This window comes from Sphingobium sp. CECT 9361, assembly GCF_918741285.1.
Lineage (GTDB): Bacteria > Pseudomonadota > Alphaproteobacteria > Sphingomonadales > Sphingomonadaceae > Sphingobium.
The window spans coordinates 25,883-47,384 of sequence record NZ_CAKKNC010000001.1 but is presented as its reverse complement, the minus strand read 5'-3'; the positions used below and the strand labels follow the sequence as shown (position 1 = coordinate 47,384).

The following is a 21,502-nucleotide window of genomic DNA, read 5'->3' as shown; positions in this document are numbered from 1 at the left end:
CGATGCCTCGTCTTTCCTTAACCCACATTGAATGACCTACGTTCCCGGCGGGGGCCGGAAACGCAGGATAATCGCTATTTACCGCGGAACTCCCGCAGGAAGTCGTTGTCGGGCGACAATATGACCGATGTCTGGCCGCTACGCGACGGATCGAACGTGTAGCGATAGCTTTGCATGGCGCGGTAGAAATCGTAGAAATTCGGGTCTTTCCCAAAGCTCTCGGCATAGACGCGTGCGGCGCTCGCGTCGGCTTCGGCGCGAATGATCTGCGCCTGCTTGGCCCCTTGCGCCCGGATCGTCAGCGCTTCCTGCTCACGCGCGGTCCGCATACGCTGGAACGCGCTTTCCAGCGGCGCACCGTCGGGCAGGTCCGCGCGCTTGATCCGCACGTCCACGATCTCAGCGCCATATTGGCGCGCCACGCGATTGAGGCCCGCTTCGATGTTCTGCATCACCTGGCCCCGCTCGGGGCTGAGCAACGCCGCGAAAGGCCGCTTGCCCAGTTCGTTGCGCAGCGCCGATCCTAGAATCGGGCGCAATGCTTCGGACACGCGATCTTCGCTACCAGCCGAAATATACATGCGCAGGGGATCGACGATGCGATAGCGGGCAAAGGCATCGACCTGCAAACGCAACTGATCGGTGGACAGCACCTGCTGGCGTTCCATCTCGACCGACAGCACGCGCTTGTCGATCCACACGATCTGCTCGGCAAAGGGCAGGCGCGCGATGATGCCAGCGCCCGTGTAACCGAACTGCTCATTGGGGCGATAGCGATTGACGATCCGCACCGGCTCGCCAAAGCGCACGATCACAGCCTGCCGGGTTTCCGGCACGATGGAAATCGTACTGCCCAGCAGCAGCAGGAGCGCAATGGCGACTAGCGCGAAGGCGATGGGGTTTTTCATGATGGAGGGCATTATCGCGTTCCCTGCTGAGCAGGCACAGCGCCTGCGGTTGCGGGCGGGGTCACCGCGCGGCGCTTGATTTCGGGAAGCGGCAGATAGGGCGTTACATTGCCGGTCTCGACAATCGTCTTGTCCAGATTACCCAGCACCTGCTCCATCGTTTCGTAATACATGCGGCGGCGAGTCACTTCGGGCGACAGCTTATATTGCTCATAGGTCTTGTCGAACTGCGCGGCTTCACCCTGCGCACGGGCGGTCTGCTGCTGCGCATAGGCGCGGGCCTGATTGAGATCGGTCTGCGCTGCCTGCTGCGCCGCCGACACGCCCTTGAACGCATCGTTGACTGCCGATGGCGGATCGGCCTGCTTGATGGCGACACCCTGCACCCGCACGCCGGAACGATAGGTGTCGAGGATTTCCTGCATCCGCTGCTCGACCTGCTGCTCGATGCCGGTACGGCCTGCGCCCAGTGCTTCGTCCAGGCTGACGCTGGCGACGACCGAGCGCATGGCGCTTTCAGCGACTTCGCGGATTGCGCTGTCCGGGTCGGACAATTGGAACATGTACAGCTCAGGCTTGCTGATGTTCCAGCGTACCGAATAAGCGAGGTCGATGATGTTCTGATCGCCGGTCAGCATCAGGTTTTCGGCTTCCGCGCTGGTCGATCCAATGTCGATGGTACGGATTTCCTCGACATCGACCGTCTGCACAGTTTCCAGCGGCGCGGGCAAAGTGATGCTGATGCCCGGCGACAAGGTCCGGCTATATTTGCCCAGCATCATCGCGACGCCGCGTTCCTGCGGTCCGACGCGATGGATGCAGGTCAGCGCCAGCCATATCAGCACGATCAGGCCGATGCCGATGGGCCACAAAGGCTTGCCGTCGGGGCGCTGCGGCATCCCGCCAAAGCCGCCACCACCGCCGCCGCCGAAACTTTCGCGGCCCTTGCGGAACAGCTCTTCTATCGCGGAGGGGCCACGTCCCTGCTGCGGGCGGTTGCCGCCGGTCGGCTGGGTCCACGGATTGCGCGGGCCGTCATTGCCGCCGCCTTCGCCGCCGCCTGAGCTTCCGCCCCCACCACTGCCGCCATCCTTATTGCCCCATGGACCTTGAACCATTGCAGCGATCGATCGCGGCATCCACCCGAATTTTCTACTCATGCAACCTGTATAGGTAGCCAATGACGGGAAAAACAGTGCCTTTGCGCCTATATTCGATTATGCGCCCTCGCTTATGACCGATGCCACCCCCGATATGACGGCCATTGCCGACCGCCTTGCCCTCGTGACCAAGGGTCGCGCCAGCGCACCACGTCTGAAAGAGGGTGTGCTGACCCTCGTTCTGGACGTGACCGGATTGTCGGGCGACCAGCGCGCAGTGATGGAAGCTGCGGTTCGTGCGGAAATGCGCGACGTGCCCGATATTACGCAGGTGCGCGTCGCCATGACCGCCGAAAAGAAGACGCTGCGGATCATCGCCGTCGGATCGGGCAAGGGCGGCGTCGGTAAATCCACGCTATCGGCCAATCTCGCCGTTGCGCTGCATCGGCTGGGGCATAAGGTCGGGCTGGTCGATGCTGACATCTACGGCCCGTCGCAGCCGCGCCTGATGGGCAGCGAAGGGCAAAAGCCGACCGCCGAAGAAAAGCATCTCATTCCGATCATGAGCCGCTGGGGCGTGCCGATGCTCTCGATGGGGCATCTGGTCGATCCGGGGCAGGCCATCGCGTGGCGCGGCCCGATGGCGGGCAATGCGCTCGGCCAGTTGCTCGACGCAAAGTGGGACGGCATCGATACGCTGATCGTCGATCTGCCCCCCGGCACCGGCGATGTGCAGCTTTCGATGATCTCCAAGCACAAGCCTGCAGGTGCGATCATCGTCTCCACGCCGCAGGATCTGGCCCTGATCGACGCGACTCGCGCTGTCAGCCTGTTCGAGCAGGCCAATGTGCCGCTCATCGGGCTGGTCGAAAATATGGCAGGCTATGTCTGCCCCCATTGTGGCGAATCCTCCGATCCCTTCGGACAGGGCGGCGCGGAAGCGGCGGCGGCGCATATGGGTATGCCGTTCCTTGGCCGCATCCCCCTCACCATCGCTATCCGCAGCGCATCCGACGCGGGCCTGCCCCCCGCTGCGGGCGAAGATAGCGAAGCCGCACCCTTCCTCGCCGTCGCCCAAAAACTCGCCGAATGGCTCGCCCGCTAAAAATCCAACAGGGCACCCCGGGGGTAGCGCATATGCGCGACCTTAGAGAAGTTACGCTTCCCCCGGAACGTCCCGGCCGCTGCTGCGTCCTATGCGTACAAGGAGACTTCTCATGCCGCTCACGTCCGACGCCGACATCGCCACACTGCTCAACGAGACGCGCACCATCGCTCTGGTCGGCGCATCCGACCGTCCCGACCGCCCAAGCTATGGCGTGATGAAAGTGCTGCAGGATCACGGCTACCGCGTCCTGCCCGTCAATCCGCAGATCGCGGGCGAGCATATTCACGGCGAGTTCGTGTGGAACGGCCTTGCCGACATCGGCGTCCCCATCGACATGGTTGACATCTTCCGCAACAGCGCCGCGGCGGGCGAAGTCGTCGACGATGCCATCGCGGCAGGCGCCAAGGCAGTCTGGATGCAGCTTGGCGTCGTCAATGAAGACGCCGCCGCCCGCGCCGAAGCTGCCGGGCTGAAGGTCGTCATGGACCATTGCCCCGCCATAGAGATCCGCCGTCTCGCTTTGCCGCCCATAACGCCAGCGGAATAAGGCATTACCCGCTTCCCACGCGCCTTCGCCCCTTCTATCAGGCGGCATGGTGCGCAAACCCTTTAATACCGCAGGCAGGAAAACCGCGCGCGCAGGCATCGATCGTCGCACGCTAATGATCGGCGGCGGGGCCGCTGCTGGATTGCTCATCGCCTGGGGCGCATGGCCGCGCAGCTACCAACCGAATCTGAACGTCGCGGCCAACGAAACGCTCTTCAACGCCTTTCTGAAGATCGACCGCGCAGGCCAGATCATCGTCGTCGTGCCGCAGCTTGAAATGGGGCAGGGGGTCACGACCCTGCTGCCCCAGATATTGGCCGACGAACTGGGCGCCGACTGGCGCACCGTCGCGGTTCAGCCCGCCCCCATCAGCCCGCTCTACGCCAACACCCTGCTCGCCGACGAAGAGCTAACCTCCGACTGGCTGACGCTGCTCGGATCGGCAGGCCGCTGGGCGCAACAGCAATATGCGGTGCGCTCCGCCCTGATGCTGACCGGCGGATCGACCTCCGTACGTATGTTCGAAAGCGCCTATCGCGATGCCGGTGCCGCCGCGCGCGTGCTGCTGTGTAAGGCGGCGGCTGCGCGCTGGGACATCGCATGGGAAGCCTGCGACATTCAGAACGGCCTGATCACCGACGGCCAACGCACGCTGAAGATCGGCGAACTGGCCAGCGAAGCCACGGCCTTCACGCTGCCCGACATCCTGCCCATGCGACAGGGCGTCGACGGGCGTTTGGCTGGACAGGATCTCCCGCGCCTCGATCTCCCCTCGAAAGTCGACGGTTCTGCCAATTTCGCCGCCGACATCCGCCTGCCCGACATGGTGTTCGCATCGATCCGGCAGGGACCGGTCGGCGACGCCACGCTCAAAAGCGTGAACGAAGCCGCAGCGTCCAAAGTCACCGGCTTTCTCAAGCTGATCCGCACGGAACGCTGGATCGCGGTCGTCGCCACCAACTGGTGGGCCGCGAACAAGGCGCTCGATCTCGCCGATCCGGTCTTCACCGTCGTCGGCACCCCGCTCGACACCGACAGTATCGAAAACGCGCTCGAAGCGGCCTTTGCGAACAGCGCCGGTCGTCGGCTTTACGAAACAGGTGATCTGCTCCCCGTTTTCGAAGGCGCCTCCATCGTCGCCAGCGAATATCAGGTCGCACCCGGCCTGCACCTGACTGCAGAGACACCTGCCGCCACGGCCCGCATCACAGACGACAAAGCCGAAATATGGATGGCCACGCAGGCACCGACCCTCGCGCGCGCCGCAATCGCCGACGCGCTTGCCTTGCCCGACGCAGCCGTCACCCTGTATCCTATGCAGGCAGGCGGATCGTTCGGGAGCCGCATGGAGCATGACGTCGGGGTACAGGCCGCCCTGATCGCCCGCGACATCGGCCGTCCCGTACAATTGATGTGGTCCCGGCTGGAGGACATCATACAGGATCGCCCTCGCGCGCCTGCGCACGCGCGCATGGCCGCACGGCTTGGACGCGGTGGCCGTATCGACGGCTGGCTGGCAAAGGTTGCTGCCCCTGCCGCCCTTACCGAGACATGGGAACGCATAACCGGCAACGCCCTGCCTGCCGATGTCGCGCGCAATGCGGCCAAATCCGCCGACCGGCGTGCCATATCCGGCATGGTGCCGCCTTATGCGATGGGGCCGTTCGCAGTCGATCACTATCCTGCGGACATCGGCTTGCCGACCGGGCGCTGGCGTTCGAATGCCGATCACTACTCGGCGTTCTTCACCGAATGCTTCATCGACGAACTCGCGCACATCGCCGGGATCGAGCCTTTGTCCTTCCGTATCCAGATGCTCACCGATCAGCCGCGCCTCGCGCATTGCCTTGCCAGCGCCACGGCGCTGGGCGGTTGGCAGGGCGGGATCGACGGCAGCGGGCAGGGGCTGGCCTGCCACGCGATGGGCGGTTCCTACGCTGCCGTCATGGTCGAAGCGGGTCTGTCGGGTGGCAGGCTGTCGATCAGCCGGATCGTCGCTGCGGTCGATTGCGGGGAACAGGTCAATCCGGACATCGCCCGCCAACAGATCGAAGGCGGCGTCATATTCGGGGTCGCGTCCGCCATGGGCGCTGCGGGCAGCTATCGGCGCGGTTTGCCGACGCGCGCGATATTGGGCCGTATGGGCCTGCCCCGCCTCGCCGATATCGGAGAAATCACCGTCGAACTGATCCGCAGTACCGCAAGCACTGGCGGTATCGGCGAAGTGGCTGTACCGCCTGTCGCGCCGGCCATTGCCAACGCGCTGTTCACCGTTACCGGCCAGCGTTTTCGCAGCCTGCCGTTACTCGCCCGGGAATAAGAAATGCCGCTGGACCCATTGAACCTCGCTGCGATGGCTGTTCCCGTCGATCATCCGCCCATCGTGCCGCCGCGCGTCGGGGTGCTCCTCATCAATCTTGGCACGCCCGACGCTCCCGATGTCGCGTCGGTAAAGCGCTATTTGCTCGAATTTCTATCCGACGGTCGCGTCGTCGAAATTCCCCCGATCGTTTGGCAACCTCTGTTGCGCGGTGTCATCCTTAACACGCGCCCCAAACGGTCCGCCGCCGCTTATGCCAAGGTATGGATGCCCGAAGGGTCGCCCCTCGCCGTATTCACTCGGCGGACAGCCGAAGCATTGCAGGCGCATGTCGGCAATGGGGTCAGGGTCGATTGGGCCATGCGGTACGGCAACCCTTCTATCGCCAGTCGTTTGCAGGAGATGAAGGACGCGGGGTGCGAACGTATTTTGCTGGCACCTTTGTATCCGCAATATAGCGGCGCAACCACGGCCACTGCCAACGATGCTGCTTTTGCTGCACTCGCGCAGATGCGGTGGCAGCCTGCCATCCGCACCTTACCGCCCTATCATGACGATCCGGCTTATATCGATGCGCTCAAAGCGTCGATCCAGCGGCATCTCGCGCCGCTGGATTTCGCGCCCGACCTGATCGTCGCCAGCTTTCACGGCATGCCGGAACGTACCCTGCACATGGGCGATCCTTATCATTGCCAATGCCGCAAAACAGCGCGCTTGCTGTCCGAAGCCATGGGGCGAGAGATTGCCGTTACCTTCCAATCGCGCTTCGGTCGTGCAAAGTGGCTCGAGCCTGCCACCGACACGACGCTGGAAGGCTTGCCAGAAAAGGGCGTGCACTCCGTCGCCATCATTACCCCGGGCTTTTCAGCGGATTGCCTCGAAACCCTCGAAGAGATCGCAATGGAGGGCAAGGAGACATTTCTGTCTTCGGGTGGCAAAAATTTTGCCTATTTACCCTGTCTAAATGCAGATGCGGAGGCTATCACTCTCTACACACGGCTGTTTAGCCGTGAATTGGCCGGATGGTGTAATATCACGGGCTGAATGTTTTCAGGATATGGCTAGGAGAGGCATATGGGCAAAGTTGCAATCGTAACCGGCGGGAGCCGGGGTATTGGCGAAGCGATCAGCCTGGCGCTGCAGGAAATGGGTATTACCGTTGCGGCAAACTATGCCGGCAATGATGAAAAGGCGAAGGCGTTTACAGAGCGCACCGGCATCGCCGCTTATAAATGGGATGTCGGCGATCATGAGGCCACTTTGGCAGGATGCCAGAAAGTTGCCGAGGATCTTGGCCCGGTGGACATCGTCGTCAACAACGCCGGAATTACCCGTGACGGCGTGCTGCAGCGGATGAGTTTCGACGACTGGAACGACGTGATGCGCGTCAATTTGGGCGGCTGCTTCAACATGGCCAAAGCGACGTTCGGCGGTATGCGCGAACGGGGCTGGGGCCGGATCGTCAACATCGGCTCGATCAACGGTCAGGCCGGTCAATATGGCCAGGTAAACTATGCCGCTGCCAAATCGGGCATCCATGGCTTTACCAAGGCACTGGCGCAGGAAGGGGCGAAATATGGCGTCACCGTCAACGCAATCGCGCCCGGTTATATCGACACCGATATGGTCGCTGCCGTTCCGCCTGCTGTGCTCGAAAAGATCGTGGCGAAAATTCCGGTCGGTCGTCTGGGTCAGGCGCATGAGATCGCGCGCGGTGTCGCGTTTCTGTGCAGCGACGACGCCGGCTTCGTTACCGGGTCCACATTGTCGCTTAATGGCGGCCAGCATATGTATTGATGCGTTGCGCCCCGCGGTCTCCAAAGAACGCGGGGCCGACTGTAAGGCGGCGGGACTAATATGAACCGCGACATCATGGCCGGTCCGGTCAAGCGCAGCGTCACCATTGCCGGACACCAAACGTCGATCACGCTTGAACCCTTGTTCTGGGATGCCCTGCGCGTCGCTGCAGCGAAGGCGGCGCTTCCCCTCAATGCCCTTATCGCGCAAATCGATGTCCTACGCATCGCGTCGGCTGATCCCCCCAATCTGGCCAGCGCAATTCGTCTCTGGTTGTTCGCGCATGCACACGATACCTTCGATGGCGACTGTTCCAATATCGTTGACTGTGATAATTATTCGCAATAACTGATTTGGAGCAATGCCTGGTTGGGCCAGTATCGTTGCCGGGGGACGTGACGAATGAGTAAAGTAGCGCTGCGCAACTTCTGGTTTCAATTTCACAAATGGATCGGCCTGTTGCTCGCTATTGCGATCATTCCGATCAGTGTGACCGGCGCGGCGCTTGTGTGGCACGATGCACTGGACAAGGCACTTAACCCCCAGCGTTTCGCCTTCACCCAGACGGAAGCCAAATTGGACCCGTCGGCATATGCTGCTGCGGCCCAGCGCGTACTGGCGCCTGGCGAGCGGATCGTATCGCTACGCTTCGCCGAAGGTGAGCCGGTCATGATCGCCGCCGCACAGCCTCGCAAGGATGGAGCGCGGGGTCGTCCCGGTCGCACCGTCGTGTACATGGATCCGGGCACGGCCAAAGTTCTCGACAAGGCCGATGGCAATGCCGGCCTCGTGCGCTTCATGCACGGATTGCACGGCAGCTTGCTGGTTCCCGGCATAGGTCGACAGATCGTCGGCTGGATCGGCGTTGCGATGACGATCTCCACTATCTCCGGCATCTGGCTCTGGTGGCCGACGGTGGGCAGTTGGCTCAAGGGATTGCGCTGGAAACGGCATCGCAATTTCGACACCAATCTTCATCATCAGATGGGCTTCTGGATCGCCTTGCCCTTGTTCGTCCTGTCGCTGACGGGCGCCTGGATCAGCTTCCCGGCGTTCTTCGGCAAACTGTCCGGCGACGTGCAGCAGACGCGGCCGGGGCAGCCCGACCGTATGGCGATGATGCGCGCCAAGCCGCTGCCCAATCCCGTCACCTCGCTGGATCAGGCAATTGCGTCCAGCAATGCTCTAGCGCCGGAGCCCGTCACCTCGGTCAACTGGCCGACCGACCTCAAGCCCGAATGGAGCGTTTCGAAGAATGGCAAGACGGTGTCAGTGGATGACGCATCCGGCGCGGCCAAGCTCGACAAGGCGCGGGGGGAACGTCCCGAGACGACCGCTCGCCTGATGCGCCGCATCCATGATGGCACGGATATGGGTGTGGTCTGGCAAGTGGTCATCTTCATCGGCGGTATATTGCCCGCCATCCTCGCGATCACCGGGATCATCATGTGGTGGCGCGCCCGCAAATGGCGTGGCGATCTGGCCAAGCGTCAAAGACGCAAAGCGGTTGCTGCGTAACGCAGCCGCTTTCGACCCGAAGGGATCGCGAAAGGCAATAAGCCGATACATAAAAACGGGTGGATGTACGTACAGATTTGTACGTACATCCTATGCCGGGAAAGGGCGTCTGCCCCAGCAGTAGCCCGTTATCGTTCCTATCGTCCCAAAAGCCCGCGCGCCTGACCGGCAATCTCTGCCAGCATAGCGACATTGGGCACAGCCACCGACTTCGCCCGCTTTACCAGCGCCTTGAATTGCGCGATGCGCGGCGCTTGCCGTTCCAGCCAGCTATCGACGAACGCGACAACATCCTTGCCACCCGATTGGGCAAGGAAGTCGAGCCGCACCTGCTGCATGTCACGCGCTACCCCCGAAATGAGCAGGCGTTCCCACGGATCGCTCGGTTCCATGCGTGCCGCCGCCGACTGCACCCAATCGATGCCAACGGCTTCACCCAGATGCGTGAACGCTTGTGTAATGGCGACCTCGCCCACCTTCAGTCTCGCGGCGAGTTGCGCAAGTCCGACGGCACCGTCCAGTTTGAACAGCATAGCCGCGCGAGCAACCAGGGCTTCCGGCGCGCCCAGCGTCGTGAGCGTATCGGCCACCAGTCCGCTGCGCCGGATCGCCTCATGCGTAAGCAGGGAATCGACCTGCGCCGCCAGCACAGTGACGCCGGGGGCCAGGGCATCCACGCCGGCCTGCGGCAATGTTCCGGTGGGCAGGCTGCGCAGGATATCCGAAATCTGCGCGCGCATGCCCGACGCGATATGCCCGAACAAAGCAAGTCGCGCATCTTCCGCCATCGTCGCGGCGTCGATATCGTCCCAAAGCTGCCTTACGCCGAACAGACGCTCCGCAATCACGAACGCACTGGTGAGATCGGCAAGCGAACAGCCTTCCTCCTCTGCCAGCTCGAACGGATGGATCAGCCCCAGTCGATTGACGATGCGGTTCGCCAGCTTCGTCGCCACGATTTCACGGCGCAGTTGATGGTCCGCAATGGCATCGGCTTCTGCGGCCTGCATTTCCTTGGGGAATGCCGCCGCAAGTTCACCGCCCATGCCGGGATCGTCACCCAAAGACCCATGCTCTATCGCATCTTGCAAGGCGAGCTTTGCCGTCGACAGCAATACCGCCAGCTCCGGCCGGGTCAGCCCCTTGCCGTCCTGCGCGCGGCGCAGCAGTTGCTCGTTGCTCGCCAGTCCCTCGACTGCGCGATCAAGTTGCTTACTGCCTTCAAAGGTTTCAATGAGCCGTACATAGCTCGCCAGATTGGTAGCACCGCCACGTTCGGCAATGGAAAGCCCCAGCGCCTGCAGTCGGTTATCCTCCAGCACCAGTGCGGCCACATCGTCGGTCATGCGAACGAGAAGGGCATTGCGATCGTCAAGCGTCAGGCGCCCTTCGATCATTTCCTTGTTCAACGCGATCTTGATGTTCACTTCGTTATCGGAGCAATCGACGCCTGCCGAATTGTCGATAAAGTCGGTGTTGATGCGCCCGCCCGCCAGCGCGAACGCAATGCGCCCTGCCTGCGTTATGCCGAGGTTGGCTCCTTCGCCGATGGCCTTGACCTTCAGTTCCTCGGCATTGACCCGCAAACGGTCGTTGGCCGGATCGCCGACGTCGCTATGGCTTTGCGCCGCAGCCTTCACATAGGTGCCTATGCCGCCGAACCACAGAAGATCGGCAGGGCTGCGCAATATAGCCGAGATGAGCGCCGTCGGTTCCATCTCGCTGTCCGTCACGCCCAGCACTGCCTGCACTTCGGGGGTAAGGGGGATGCTTTTCATCGATCGCGGGAAAACGCCGCCACCTGCTGAAATCAACGCCTTGTCGTAATCGTCCCAACTCGACCGCGGCAATGCAAACAGGCGTGCGCGCTCGTCCCAGCTCTTGGCAGCATCGGGATTGGGATCGAGGAAGATATGGCGATGGTCGAACGCCGCAACCAGCTTGATCGCCTTACTCAGCAACATGCCGTTGCCAAATACGTCTCCGGACATATCGCCACAGCCGATAACATGCACCGGTTCGCTTTGGACATCGGTGCCCATTTCGGCAAAGTGCCGTTGCACCGAAAGCCATGCACCGCGCGCGGTGATGCCCATCGCTTTGTGGTCGTATCCGTTCGATCCGCCGCTGGCGAAGGCATCGCCCAGCCAGAACTTGCGATCCTGCGCGATACTGTTCGCCACGTCGGAGAACGTTGCCGTACCCTTGTCGGCGGCAACCACGAAATAGGGATCGTCTCCATCCCGGATAACGACACCGGAAGGATGCTTGACCTTGCCGCTCACCAGATTGTCGGTAATCGACAGCAAGGTCCGGATGAAGATACGATAGCTTTCCGTACCTTCGGACAGCCACGCATCGCGATCCGTTGCCGGGTTAGGCAAATGCTTTGGATAGAAGCCGCCCTTGGCGCCTGTCGGCACGATCACCGCGTTCTTGACGCGCTGTGCCTTCATCAGACCCAGAATCTCTGTGCGGAAGTCGTCTCGACGGTCCGACCAGCGCAGGCCGCCGCGTGCGACCGGACCGGCGCGCAGGTGGATGCCCTCGACCCTTGGTGAATACACCCACACTTCGCGCCAGGGGAGCGGCGCAGGCAATCCGGGGACTTTTGCGCTGTCCAGTTTGAACGCCAGCGCTTCCTTGGCGGCGGGCGCAAAGAAATTGGTGCGAAGCGTCGCGACGATCACTGCGCGGAACAAGCGCAGGATGCGATCTTCGTCGATTGCGGAAACCTTCTCCAGCGCGGCGTCAATGTCGGCCTGTGCCGACGCTGCCAGTGCTTCGCCATCGGAACGTTGCGCGGGATCGTGCAACGCGAAGAACAGGCGAACGAGCGCACGCGCGATGTCGGCTTCGCGGCGCAGCGTTTCGGCAACCGTCGCCATGCCATAGGCCATGCCGGTCTGCCGCAGATAACGGTAAAGCGCCCGGAACAGTATGACGGCTTGCGGATCGAGTCCGGCAGTGACGACCAGTTCATTGAACCGGTCGTTCTCCGCAGTGCCTTGCAACACCGTGGCAATGGCCGTTTGCACCACATCGGCACGGCCCAGCACGCTATTGGCGTCACTGCCCGGCAGTTCCAGAACGAAGCGCTGGATATAGCCCAGCGCGCCGCGATCGACCGGCGTGCTCATTTCCTCGATTGCCCGGAATCCGAAGTTCTCGAACGCAGGGACGGCTTCCGACAGGGCAATGGGTTCATTGCTGTACAATTTCAGCCGCAGCCTTGCCGTGGCGTCATCCTCGTTGCGATACAGGCGCACGCTGCGCGCCGTTTCATCGGACAAGCGGTGCAATTGACCAATATCGATCGCGGCTTCTATCGGACCGGCGCCGTTGCGATAATTCATGGGAAAGGCATTGGCATAGCGCTGTGCCAATGCTGCGGCGCGGCTTGCTTCGCCCGTTTCGGCAAGCGAAGCTTCGACGGCAGGCAACCAACCGCGCACCATCCGCTGCAATTCGCGATCCAGCGCATCGGCGTCTGGGGCCATGCCGCCATCGCGCAGATCCAGCGTTATCCGCAATAGGGCAAGACCGCCTTCTTCCAGTGCAATCGACCAGCTTAGCACCGCAGCGTTGGACGCATTTGCGAGCATGTCCTGCACGGCAATACGTCGTGCAGTCGACAAGTCGTCGCGTGGCAACCACACAAAGGCATAAAGATGGCGCGCCAGTGCACTGGTCGCCAATGCCAGCTTGGGACGCGGCCGATCCGACAGCGACATGAATGTCAGCGCCAGCCGCTCCAACGTCTCACGATCGAAACCGATCAATATGTCGTGCGGCAAAGTCGTCAGCGCATGCGATAGCGCCTTGCCCGCATGGCCACCGGGATCGAACCCGAACTTCTCCATCAACGCCGTCAGCGCGGAACGCAGCATCGGCACCTTTTCAGGCGTAGCGGACAGGCCCGCACTGGTCCACATTCCGGCATGTATGGAAAGAGCGACGATTTCACGACCTTCGCGCACTGGCACGATGATCACGTCGATCAGCACATTGCGATGAACGCGGGAAGATCGGTTCGATTTGATGATCAGCGGTGTGCGACCGCCTTCCTCGAACCAGGCAAAAGCAGCTTCTATGGTGGCGGGGGCAAGCAATTGCTCCCCCGACAGAGCGCATATGCCCAATTGCCCACTGGCCTTGCCGCTGCGCGTGCGACGTTCATATCCTGTCTGGGTCAGATTGCGCGAAAGGAACCAGCGCAATAGAGCCGCGCCTTCCTCTTCCTGAATTGTATCCGCGTCATGCCGCAGCGCCTGCTGCATCGCTGGCCAGTCGGCGACGGCTGCGCGGACATGCGCCAGTACACGCCCCAATTCCTGTTCCAGTGCGCGGCGTACTTTCGCATCGGCCCGGTCCGCCTCGATATAGATCATCGATTCGCGACGCGCGCCTGGCGCATCTGGGGGCAGGATCGCTTTCAATGTACCATCGGCATCGCGCGAAACGGAAAGAACGGGATGCAGTAACCGATGAATAACGAGATTGGCCTGCGCCAGACTGTTTGCAATCGAATCGACCAGGAACGGCATATCGTCGTTGGCGATGGCAATCCGCATGGTGCGGGGGGCGGGGACGGTATCGCTGTTGTCCGGCCCGGACTCGCCCCCTGTCGTGTCGATTGCAATGGCAGGGGTGCCGGGCATTCGGGTCGCCGCCGTTGCCGACAGAAAGGCCGCAGCGCCGGCAATCGCGCGGTCGTCGAATCCTTCACGTTCTCCAGGCAATGCACCCTGCGCGAGTGCAGTGCGTAGTGCTTCTTCTACAGCGGCTGATTTCGGCTGCGCGGATTGCGTCATTCCCTCACCTCACATGTGGGCCATATGGTCCGTTATAGCGACCTATATGCCGTCGTCGACAACGAGGCTCAACCGATTTCTGGAAAGATTGTTTCGATTATCTGAAAGGAAATAACAAAAGACGGCGGCAATGTTCAACGCGCCGCGTCGATGAATACCTGACTGGCCAACTTGCTGTCACTCGAAAGTGCACCGACGATCGATAATGTGCCATCGGGTTCCCGGCGGGCGACCAGAACGGCCAGACCGTCTTCATCGGTAAAGACCGTTTCGGTTGCCAATGCCCCTGCCGATTTAAACTGGTTTCTGGCAACGGCTTTCCGGTCGACTGGGGCAGGGCGCTCGGCCCGACGCGCAGCGCGTTCATCACGTACCAGCCCTTTCAGGCCGCCCGGATAGCGTTCCAGATGTGCGGTCAGCGTGCCCGCTTCAAGCCCATTGGCCCAAGCATGATCCAGGGCCGTCGCATATTCAGTAATGCGCGTCTTGTCGTATTCCATGCCGAAAATCAGCTTGATAACGGCTGTCATCGGACTGCGCGCCTGCACCTTGATGCCAGCGACGTTGAGCATTTCGGCATAATCCTGGGGTGCATTCTGCGACGCCAGCGCGAAATCATAGGCCAGCCCAATGGCGCGATACAATGCGGCCCTGCTGCGCGCGTCATTCTGCCCGGCTTCTGCGGCGCAATCGCGTGCTATCCCCAACCAGTCGTTCAAAGAGGCTTCCGCACCCAGCTCCAAAACGTCGGTCAGTTCCAGCTCGGGCAGGAAATCGTCAGCGTCCACGCTTTCATTTTGATTTTCGCGTATCGACTTATTGTGATCTTCGCGCGATGGCCCATCGGCCCAGATCGGTGCGGCAGAGACGCTGGTCGGCGCACTGCGCAAGGCCTGGTCGACTTCTTCGGCCAACGCATCGGTCAAATCGCGGTTCGCCATTTCCTTCCAGTTGATGACGCCATAGACAAAGTCGATAGTGTCATCATCCGACGAAAATGGCATCAAAATGCCGCGGTACATAATCTCAGCGCCACGTTGATTGACGAATTCCGCCTCGAAGCCAATTGGCGCGGCATTGGCGATGATCTGCAGATAATGGTCCGTCAGACGCGATAGCAGCGACCGGTTGGGAACATCGCCGATCGTATCGATCTGTCCCACGATCTCACATTCGCGGCGCAATTCGGTACCGAGATAAACCACCGCCGGATTTTCGATGCCAGCCGTGAAGTCCAGCAGGACGCTATGCGGCCCGAAATCTTCGATCTGGTCCGGATTGAGATCCTCGATGGACGGCAGCATGCGGTCGCCCAGCAGCGATGCCCAGTAATTGTAGGCGCGCACATGCATACGCCGTTCATTGGCGCTGATTGCCGAAGGCGAATCGATGGCATGGTCATCGACAGCGTAAGCGCTGTCCTCGTGGTCGTTGGCAGCTTCATGCCCCCGCATCGTATCCATGTCCGACCTGTCCCAATAAAGCCTGTTGATGGCGTGTACGCCTGTTCTGACACAGGGATGGTAAACAGGAGGTAAACCATGTGGATAAGGCTGGTTAGCGCATACAACACCGGCGCGCTTGCAACATCGCCTCCGTGCTGATAAGCGCCCGCTTCGAGCAAGCCTCGACGCCGCTTTAGCTCAGTTGGTAGAGCACATCATTCGTAATGATGGGGTCACAGGTTCGAGTCCTGTAAGCGGCACCAGTACATAACGAGAACGCTCTAGAAAACCGCGGAAATCTGCGGTATATTGTCTTCCGTTGGTCCCACATATTCCCACTTTGTTCCGCCCAGTGCCGTCCAAAGTGGACCACGAATCGGTGGGCCACGAGATGTTCTAGAGGCGTGGTCCACCCTATGCTTACGACTGTCGAGATTCGAGCACTCAAGCCCGCTGCGCGGCCGTTCAAGGTTCCTGACGCAGACGGCCTCTTTCTTCTGGTGCAGCCTACGGGCGCATTGCTGTGGCGCTTCCGATACAAGGTAATGGGTGTCGAGCGAAAGCTATCCCTTGGAAGCTTTCCAGATGTTTCCTTGAAGCAGGCGCGTCTCAAGCGCGACGAGGCACGGGCCAGTCTGATCGATGGGGTGGACCCTGTTGAAGAGAAGCGCCAGCGGCGGTTCGAGGCAGAGCTTGCTGCCAAGACGACCTTCAAGCTGGTGGCGGAGGAATATATCCAGAAGATGGAGCTGGAAGGGAAATCACCCGCGACCATCAAGAAGGCACGGTGGTTCCTCGAGCTTCTGGATGATATCACCAAGCGCCCGATCACTTCGATCACACCTCACGAACTCTGGACACACTTAAGCGCATCGAACGGCGAGGCCATCATGAAACCGCGCTGCGCTTGCGGTCGTTTGCTGGGCGGGTCTTCCGATATGGGTTGTCATCACCAACAACTGTTTTTGCATAAACAATCGAGAAAAGAGAATGCGTTCGCTTTCTCATAATCTGTCGATGGGCTGTTTGGGGAGTTGATCGTCAACGAGCCTCTAGGCAGAAGGCTGCGACGTGGGTGATCGGAAGCTCGGCCACGCCAGCCACGTCCCGACCGCGTATGTCACGCCGTAACAGAGGACGACAAGGGAACTGACTTTCTGGCTCGATGCCACGTTGTTTCGCCTGCTCGACGAACGTGCGCGGTCGCAGCGGATTTCCCGAACCGAAGTGCTGGAAGCTGCGCTGGCTTCGGTGCTCTCGCCCTACCATGAAGAGAAGATCGAGGGGATCCTGACACGGCGGCTCGACCGGCTGTCGCGCCAGCTCGATCGGCTCGACTGGCACGTCGAACTGTCCAACGAGACGCTGGCGCTGTTCGTGGGGTTCTGGCTGACCAACAGCGTGCCGTTGCCCGATAAGGCAGTAAAAGCGACGCAGGCCAGTGGGGCAAAGCGGTGGCGAGGGTTCACCGACTCGCTCAGCCGGCGGATGGAGACAGGACCGAAACTGGGAGACGAATTGTCGCGAGAAATTGGAACGGCTTGAGATGGCCACCACACATGCCGCCATGTTCAGCCGGTAGCGCGGTGGGTATCAACGTCGATGAATGGCGCAGTGCCGAACGCCGTCAGCCTATCAGCACGACACCGCCTGGCAGGTGCCGAATGCCGACGTGGAGCAGTTGCTGAATCTGCGCGACGGCATTCTCGGCCTGATCGGTATGGAACACGCCGTTGAGCGGTCGGTTGGCGAGCGCACTATTGGTTAGCACGATGTGGCCGGCGCGATAACGGTTGATATCCTCCAGCGCGACCGCGAGCGGGGTATTGCGGAATACCAGCAAACCTTCGCGCCAGCTTCCGATGGCAGCGGCATCGATGGCCGCAAGACGAACCGGACCATCGGCATCTATGGACAGTTGCTGGTCGGGCTGCAGTATCTGCTGCCTGTCGCCTCCCTGCCAGGCGACGGTGCCAGCCAGGCACGATACACAGGTTTGCAAGCTGCTGGTCCGCACATTGAACCGACCGCCGCGGGATAGAATACGCTGGCCGCCCGCCTCGACCACGAAGTCGGTGTCGGACTGCGGGAGCGCGACAAAGGCTTCTCCGGTGACTAGGCTCACGCCGCGCTCTCCGCCGAGCATCGAAAGCGCCGACCGGGCGTTGAGGTCGACCCGCGCACCATCGGCAAGTGCAAGTTCCCGGCGCTCTCCGATGGCGGTGCGATAGTCCGCCGCCAGTTCGGCGAAGGACGGCCAAAGACCGAGCGGCGGCTGGATCACCATGGCTGCTGCAACCGAAGCGGCAATCGCACCACCGCCGGTCAGCATGGCGCGTCGACTCATCAACGAACGTACCGGCCGAGGGGCGAAGGCGACTACATTGTCCCCATACCCGGCACTACCCAGATCCATCGCGCGGACTGCTTTACTAAAGGCTGTCGCTTCACGAAATGCCGCAGCATGGGCTGGTCCCTGCGCGCGCCATGCCTCGAACGCACGAGCATCGGCTTCCGTCGCGGCGCCTGACGAGAGGCGCACGACCCAGCCCAAGGCTTCCTTCAGCAACGGATCGAGCTCATCGTCCAGGGAGAAATCTTTCATCATCGAGGGGAAGCGGGTACTTGGAATCGGCTCATCACGCATCATCTCCTCGGGAGAGAGACAATTTTGGCTGGCCGGTTGCGAACGATTTTTTTCGGCCGAGACGCCGCGCACAATGCTCGACCGCCCGGCGCAGATCTTTCTGGATCGTGCGCAGGCTCACGCCATAGCGTTCGGCCAGCATGGTTTGGGGCTGGTCGCCGAGAAAGCTCTCCAGAAAGACCTCGCGCTGCCGCTCGCTCAATTCGCGAAGCGCCGCCTGGACCAGCGCGATATCCGCACGGTCCTGCGCGATGAGGTCCGGCCCCGGCGCATCGTCAGGCACGGCAAGCAACAGCTCGACCTCGGTAAAGGTCAGCAGGCGATCATGCGCGATCCGCAGATTGTGGCCGGTGTTGAGCGCGGCGCGGAACAAATAGGCGTCGGGATTGGCGACAGGCGCGATATCCTTGCGATCCTGCAGGCGAATCCAGGTTTCCTGCAGCGCCTCGGCGGCGATATCGGGGCCAAGCTTGCGCGTCAGCCGCGCCTTGATATCGGTATAGCGCGCCAGCAGCGAGCGCATCAGCAGCGCATGCGCGCGCTCGCCGGACACGTTCTCATCGATGAAGGGCGATCCGCTGTTATCGGGCATCGATTTCGAACCAGATCGGCTGGGGCATTCCCTCCGGCGGCGAGGATAATTGTATGCCGTCGATCACTCGGCGAATATCGCCGTCGAGCGCATCGGCACCGGTGAGCCGCACGACGTCGGCGCGTCGGAGCGTTCCCTGCGGGTCGATATGCACGGCGAGAACGGCGCGGAACCGCTTCTTGCTGGTAAGAGGATCACCCTGAAGCCGACGGTAAATCTCCGTCTGGATTGAGCGGCCATAGGGCTCGAAGCTCTTTTCCGGCCGGGCGCCGATCATCGGTGCGGCCGTCACCCGCAATACATCGAGCATCAGCCGGGGCACTCCATCGTCCGGACCAATCGCCTGCGCGTCCGCCCGCGCGGCGCGCGCCAGCGGAAAGATGACCACCGCGCGCGCGCTGGTGAAGCGAAAGCCCAGCCCCGTGCCATCGAGCATCCGCCCGACAGCGTCGGCCAGGGAAAAATTTCCAGATACGGCAGATGACCGCCTGCCCTCGACCACGCCATTTTCATAAAGGATGTTGAGTCCGCCAGCTTTACCGAGTTCGGTGAGCGCAGCATCCAGTTGCTGGCTCGGAATGGCAAAGCGACGGGTCGCCTGGATCGCGGACTGCGCATGGACAGCGCCGATGGGGTTGAGGCCGAGCGATGCCAAGGCGCAGACGAGCCACATGGCTCTGCGCCAGCCAAAGCGAGCCTGATCGCCACGCATGGTATCGATCCCCCGCACTACGCCTTCAACCCAGTTCGAAATTGATCGGAATGGTGATGACGATGCGGTCAGGCAAATCCTCCGGGATCGGCGGCAGTGGCTGGGCGCGCCGGACAGCGGCGGCGGCTTCATCGTCAAGCAGCGGCTGCCCCGAACTGGAGTCGGTCCACAGCCGCAGGACATGGCCCTCGCGATCAAGGAGGAAGCGGACGAGCACGGTGCCTTGCTGGCGGTTGCGCCTTGCTTCTTCCGGATAGCGACGAAACTGCGCGATATGGGCGAGCAGCATATCACGGTAGCGCGGCGCCATGATCGGATTAGCTTCACCGGGTGCCTGCGCCTCAGGCGCGTGCTCGGCGATCGGTGCCGATGGACCGCCATCGCTGCCGCCCGATGGCGCGGCGCTTGCGGACGACAAAGGCATGGCTCGAATGGCATTCCGGGCATTGGCGGTCATACTGGGCAAGGGTTCTGTTCTCCCCGAGGAGGCGCGCGCGCGTTGCGAGTCCAGCGGGATCAGGGTTACGGTCAGCACATTGTCGCGCGCACCGTCCAACAGCGACCGCCGTCCGTCCCCGGCCGGCGACCAGATGGTCAGGAATAAGCCCATGATCGCCAGATGAAAGGCCAGCGACAAAAGAAACGGCGCGACGCGCGACGAAGCCATCATCGCCTGCTCACGCATGAGCGATCGGTCATGCGAATGTCATGGTAGTTGAAGGATAGGCGTCGCCTAGCACCGCCAGATGACAGTTTTGCATCCAAAACAATGAGGCGCGGGTTTGCGGACCGTTGAGCGCGATCAGACGGTCGGCGTCCGGAAAATTTCGATCCTGCCAGAAAATAGATGTTCGCAAATGATGCGCGACGATTGTCACGCCCATGGAGGGCTGAAACATGATGACCGGATCGCAGCCGAAGCTCACAGCTATCGCGCCATCGCCGCGGCACGACGCCGGAGAAGCGATCGCCAAATGCCGACCGCTTCCAGGTGGTGGTCCGCTGTTGCGTCCGGGGCAATGTCTTCACGCCCGGATTGGTACGCTCTTGCTCGAGATGCGCGATTTCGGCACGCAATACCGCCATACAATCGACGGCAATACCCAGGTGGCAACCCTGATCCTGCCGCTGGCAGGTGAGACGACTGTGACCAACAGCGGCGTTCGGAGTGGGCTTACGCGGACCGACATGCTTTGGTGGACCCAGCAGGGGTCTGCCACGCTGGCCTGGGCCGCTGGCGGACGCAGCTTGATCGTCCAGGTTCCGCGCCAGCAGCTTCAAGTGTCGGCGAGCCGTTTGTTCGGCGACGCGCGCCGCCTCGGCATGGTCGAACGGGTAGTTGGCGGCGCCGCGCGGCTGCGCGTCAATGGATTGTTCGACACGATCCTGCCCGATATCGACTGGAGTCGCGGGGTCGGCCCCGATAGCGCTGAAACCCGCTTCATCGAGACGCTTGTCGCCACGCTTGCTGCAAGCGGCATGGCGGACGACATCTTCCCTCGCGTCCGATCGATCACGCGCGCAATGCACGCGGTCAGCGAAAATTACGAACAGAACTGGGACGCCGAAGCGATCGCACGGGCTGCTGGCGTGACGGTGCCGACGCTGCGACGCGGCTTTCGATCCTGCCTCGGCCTGTCGATCGGCGATTATGTCCAGGAAGCGCGATTGCAACGCGCGTTTCGTAGCATGGCGAGCGGCACCGACAGCCGGCAAATCGCTGCGGTTGCGGCAAGCATCGGCTACCGGACGCCAAGCGCCTTCACCCGAGCCTATCACAAACGGTTCGGGGAAGCACCCAGCGAGACCCGCCGCCGAGCGGTGGGCATGAATATGGAGGCGCTCAGCGTAAAATAACAAAACAATCCCTCCGAACATAATAGATAACCCTGCCCTCTAATAGGGGGTGGGGATTAACTCGTTACAATCCAAGCTCAACTCTTTATTTTGTCATTTTGAAACATAAACGACATACTACATGTCCCGGATGTGCG

General features: G+C 61.6%; 19 protein-coding genes and 1 tRNA gene. 11 read left to right on the top strand and 9 right to left on the bottom strand.

All coding sequences use genetic code 11. The features are described 5' to 3' along the window. Positions 1-74: 74 nt before the first annotated feature. Positions 75-920 (bottom strand): protease modulator HflC, encoded by an 846-nt coding sequence (locus LQ220_RS00195; RefSeq protein ID WP_230186284.1) that lies wholly within the window; start codon positions 918-920, stop codon positions 75-77. Next, on the bottom strand, positions 920-2,047 hold the full coding sequence (locus LQ220_RS00190) for a protease modulator HflK (RefSeq protein ID WP_230187199.1): 1,128 nt from the start codon (positions 2,045-2,047) through the stop codon (positions 920-922). The genes LQ220_RS00195 and LQ220_RS00190 overlap by 1 nt, the downstream gene beginning before the upstream one ends. A 304-nt stretch (positions 2,048-2,351) precedes the next feature. Here LQ220_RS00190 and LQ220_RS00185 point away from each other — a divergent pair, with 304 nt between their 5' ends. From LQ220_RS00185 to LQ220_RS00155, 7 genes are all read left to right on the top strand, one after another. Beyond that, positions 2,352-3,113 carry an Mrp/NBP35 family ATP-binding protein gene (locus LQ220_RS00185; RefSeq protein WP_230187198.1) on the top strand — a complete coding sequence of 254 codons (762 nt, stop codon included), beginning with the start codon at positions 2,352-2,354 and terminating at the stop codon, positions 3,111-3,113. A gap of 112 nt (positions 3,114-3,225) precedes the next feature. Then, complete coding sequence (locus tag LQ220_RS00180) at positions 3,226-3,663, top strand: CoA-binding protein (RefSeq protein WP_230186283.1); 438 nt, start codon at positions 3,226-3,228, stop codon at positions 3,661-3,663. 46 nt (positions 3,664-3,709) lie between these two features. After that, complete coding sequence (locus LQ220_RS00175) at positions 3,710-5,983, top strand: molybdopterin cofactor-binding domain-containing protein (protein ID WP_230186282.1); 2,274 nt, start codon at positions 3,710-3,712, stop codon at positions 5,981-5,983. A gap of 33 nt (positions 5,984-6,016) precedes the next feature. Continuing rightward, on the top strand, positions 6,017-7,027 hold the full coding sequence (gene hemH, locus LQ220_RS00170; protein ID WP_230187197.1) for a ferrochelatase: 1,011 nt from the start codon (positions 6,017-6,019) through the stop codon (positions 7,025-7,027). A 30-nt stretch (positions 7,028-7,057) separates the two neighbouring features. Next, the gene (gene phbB / locus LQ220_RS00165; protein ID WP_230186281.1) at positions 7,058-7,780 is read left to right on the top strand and encodes an acetoacetyl-CoA reductase; all 723 of its coding nucleotides are present in this window, start codon (positions 7,058-7,060) and stop codon (positions 7,778-7,780) included. A 75-nt stretch (positions 7,781-7,855) separates the two neighbouring features. Next, positions 7,856-8,128 (top strand): ribbon-helix-helix domain-containing protein, encoded by a 273-nt coding sequence (locus LQ220_RS00160; protein ID WP_230187196.1) that lies wholly within the window; start codon positions 7,856-7,858, stop codon positions 8,126-8,128. A gap of 54 nt (positions 8,129-8,182) precedes the next feature. Further along, the gene (locus tag LQ220_RS00155; RefSeq protein WP_230186280.1) at positions 8,183-9,298 is read left to right on the top strand and encodes a PepSY-associated TM helix domain-containing protein; all 1,116 of its coding nucleotides are present in this window, start codon (positions 8,183-8,185) and stop codon (positions 9,296-9,298) included. Positions 9,299-9,435: 137 nt separating this feature from the next. Here LQ220_RS00155 and LQ220_RS00150 read toward each other — a convergent pair whose 3' ends face one another. Both LQ220_RS00150 and LQ220_RS00145 read right to left on the bottom strand, forming a co-directional pair. Then, a complete protein-coding gene (locus LQ220_RS00150; RefSeq protein WP_230186279.1) occupies positions 9,436-14,112 on the bottom strand; it encodes an NAD-glutamate dehydrogenase domain-containing protein in 4,677 nt (1,558 codons plus the stop codon). A 134-nt stretch (positions 14,113-14,246) separates the two neighbouring features. Then, positions 14,247-15,575, bottom strand: coding sequence for a hypothetical protein (locus tag LQ220_RS00145; protein ID WP_230186278.1), 1,329 nt, complete (start codon positions 15,573-15,575; stop codon positions 14,247-14,249). Between the two features lie 169 nt (positions 15,576-15,744). Here LQ220_RS00145 and LQ220_RS00140 point away from each other — a divergent pair. The 3 genes from LQ220_RS00140 (at position 15,745) to LQ220_RS00130 (ending at position 17,102) form a co-directional block, all read left to right on the top strand. After that, positions 15,745-15,820: transfer RNA gene (locus tag LQ220_RS00140), tRNA-Thr, on the top strand. A 153-nt stretch (positions 15,821-15,973) separates the two neighbouring features. Further along, the gene (locus tag LQ220_RS00135) at positions 15,974-16,567 is read left to right on the top strand and encodes an Arm DNA-binding domain-containing protein (RefSeq protein WP_230186277.1); all 594 of its coding nucleotides are present in this window, start codon (positions 15,974-15,976) and stop codon (positions 16,565-16,567) included. A gap of 163 nt (positions 16,568-16,730) precedes the next feature. Continuing rightward, on the top strand, positions 16,731-17,102 hold the full coding sequence (locus tag LQ220_RS00130; protein ID WP_230186276.1) for a CopG family transcriptional regulator: 372 nt from the start codon (positions 16,731-16,733) through the stop codon (positions 17,100-17,102). 82 nt (positions 17,103-17,184) lie between these two features. Here the strand turns inward: LQ220_RS00130 and LQ220_RS00125 are convergent, their stop codons facing one another. The 5 genes from LQ220_RS00125 to LQ220_RS00105 are packed head-to-tail and all read right to left on the bottom strand — an operon-like array spanning position 17,185 to position 20,392. Beyond that, the gene (locus LQ220_RS00125; protein ID WP_230186275.1) at positions 17,185-18,204 is read right to left on the bottom strand and encodes a FecR domain-containing protein; all 1,020 of its coding nucleotides are present in this window, start codon (positions 18,202-18,204) and stop codon (positions 17,185-17,187) included. Beyond that, a complete protein-coding gene (locus tag LQ220_RS00120) occupies positions 18,197-18,796 on the bottom strand; it encodes an RNA polymerase sigma factor (protein WP_230186274.1) in 600 nt (199 codons plus the stop codon). The genes LQ220_RS00125 and LQ220_RS00120 overlap by 8 nt, the downstream gene beginning before the upstream one ends. Then, the gene (locus LQ220_RS00115; protein ID WP_230186273.1) at positions 18,786-19,508 is read right to left on the bottom strand and encodes a secretin and TonB N-terminal domain-containing protein; all 723 of its coding nucleotides are present in this window, start codon (positions 19,506-19,508) and stop codon (positions 18,786-18,788) included. Before LQ220_RS00115 ends, LQ220_RS00120 begins: the two co-directional genes overlap by 11 nt. A gap of 25 nt (positions 19,509-19,533) precedes the next feature. Then, a complete protein-coding gene (locus tag LQ220_RS00110; protein ID WP_230186272.1) occupies positions 19,534-20,178 on the bottom strand; it encodes an energy transducer TonB in 645 nt (214 codons plus the stop codon). Positions 20,179-20,203: 25 nt separating this feature from the next. Then, the gene (locus LQ220_RS00105) at positions 20,204-20,392 is read right to left on the bottom strand and encodes a hypothetical protein (RefSeq protein ID WP_230186271.1); all 189 of its coding nucleotides are present in this window, start codon (positions 20,390-20,392) and stop codon (positions 20,204-20,206) included. A gap of 13 nt (positions 20,393-20,405) precedes the next feature. Here LQ220_RS00105 and LQ220_RS00100 point away from each other — a divergent pair, with 13 nt between their 5' ends. After that, the gene (locus LQ220_RS00100; RefSeq protein ID WP_230186270.1) at positions 20,406-21,365 is read left to right on the top strand and encodes an AraC family transcriptional regulator; all 960 of its coding nucleotides are present in this window, start codon (positions 20,406-20,408) and stop codon (positions 21,363-21,365) included. The last annotated feature ends 137 nt before the right edge of the window (positions 21,366-21,502 follow it).

Coding starts and splice junctions, on each gene's coding strand:
- LQ220_RS00145 (WP_230186278.1), bottom strand. CDS start 15,575: ATGGATACGATGCGGGGGCATGAAGCTGCCAACGACCACGAGGACAGC.
- LQ220_RS00135 (WP_230186277.1), top strand. CDS start 15,974: ATGCTTACGACTGTCGAGATTCGAGCACTCAAGCCCGCTGCGCGGCCG.
- LQ220_RS00195 (WP_230186284.1), bottom strand. CDS start 920: ATGCCCTCCATCATGAAAAACCCCATCGCCTTCGCGCTAGTCGCCATT.
- LQ220_RS00175 (WP_230186282.1), top strand. CDS start 3,710: ATGGTGCGCAAACCCTTTAATACCGCAGGCAGGAAAACCGCGCGCGCA.
- LQ220_RS00105 (WP_230186271.1), bottom strand. CDS start 20,392: ATGGGCGTGACAATCGTCGCGCATCATTTGCGAACATCTATTTTCTGG.
- LQ220_RS00190 (WP_230187199.1), bottom strand. CDS start 2,047: ATGCCGCGATCGATCGCTGCAATGGTTCAAGGTCCATGGGGCAATAAG.
- LQ220_RS00125 (WP_230186275.1), bottom strand. CDS start 18,204: ATGCGTGATGAGCCGATTCCAAGTACCCGCTTCCCCTCGATGATGAAA.
- hemH (WP_230187197.1), top strand. CDS start 6,017: ATGGCTGTTCCCGTCGATCATCCGCCCATCGTGCCGCCGCGCGTCGGG.
- LQ220_RS00185 (WP_230187198.1), top strand. CDS start 2,352: ATGACCGCCGAAAAGAAGACGCTGCGGATCATCGCCGTCGGATCGGGC.
- LQ220_RS00160 (WP_230187196.1), top strand. CDS start 7,856: ATGGCCGGTCCGGTCAAGCGCAGCGTCACCATTGCCGGACACCAAACG.
- LQ220_RS00155 (WP_230186280.1), top strand. CDS start 8,183: ATGAGTAAAGTAGCGCTGCGCAACTTCTGGTTTCAATTTCACAAATGG.
- LQ220_RS00150 (WP_230186279.1), bottom strand. CDS start 14,112: ATGACGCAATCCGCGCAGCCGAAATCAGCCGCTGTAGAAGAAGCACTA.
- LQ220_RS00100 (WP_230186270.1), top strand. CDS start 20,406: ATGATGACCGGATCGCAGCCGAAGCTCACAGCTATCGCGCCATCGCCG.
- LQ220_RS00115 (WP_230186273.1), bottom strand. CDS start 19,508: ATGCGTGGCGATCAGGCTCGCTTTGGCTGGCGCAGAGCCATGTGGCTC.
- LQ220_RS00120 (WP_230186274.1), bottom strand. CDS start 18,796: ATGCCCGATAACAGCGGATCGCCCTTCATCGATGAGAACGTGTCCGGC.
- LQ220_RS00180 (WP_230186283.1), top strand. CDS start 3,226: ATGCCGCTCACGTCCGACGCCGACATCGCCACACTGCTCAACGAGACG.
- LQ220_RS00110 (WP_230186272.1), bottom strand. CDS start 20,178: ATGATGGCTTCGTCGCGCGTCGCGCCGTTTCTTTTGTCGCTGGCCTTT.
- phbB (WP_230186281.1), top strand. CDS start 7,058: ATGGGCAAAGTTGCAATCGTAACCGGCGGGAGCCGGGGTATTGGCGAA.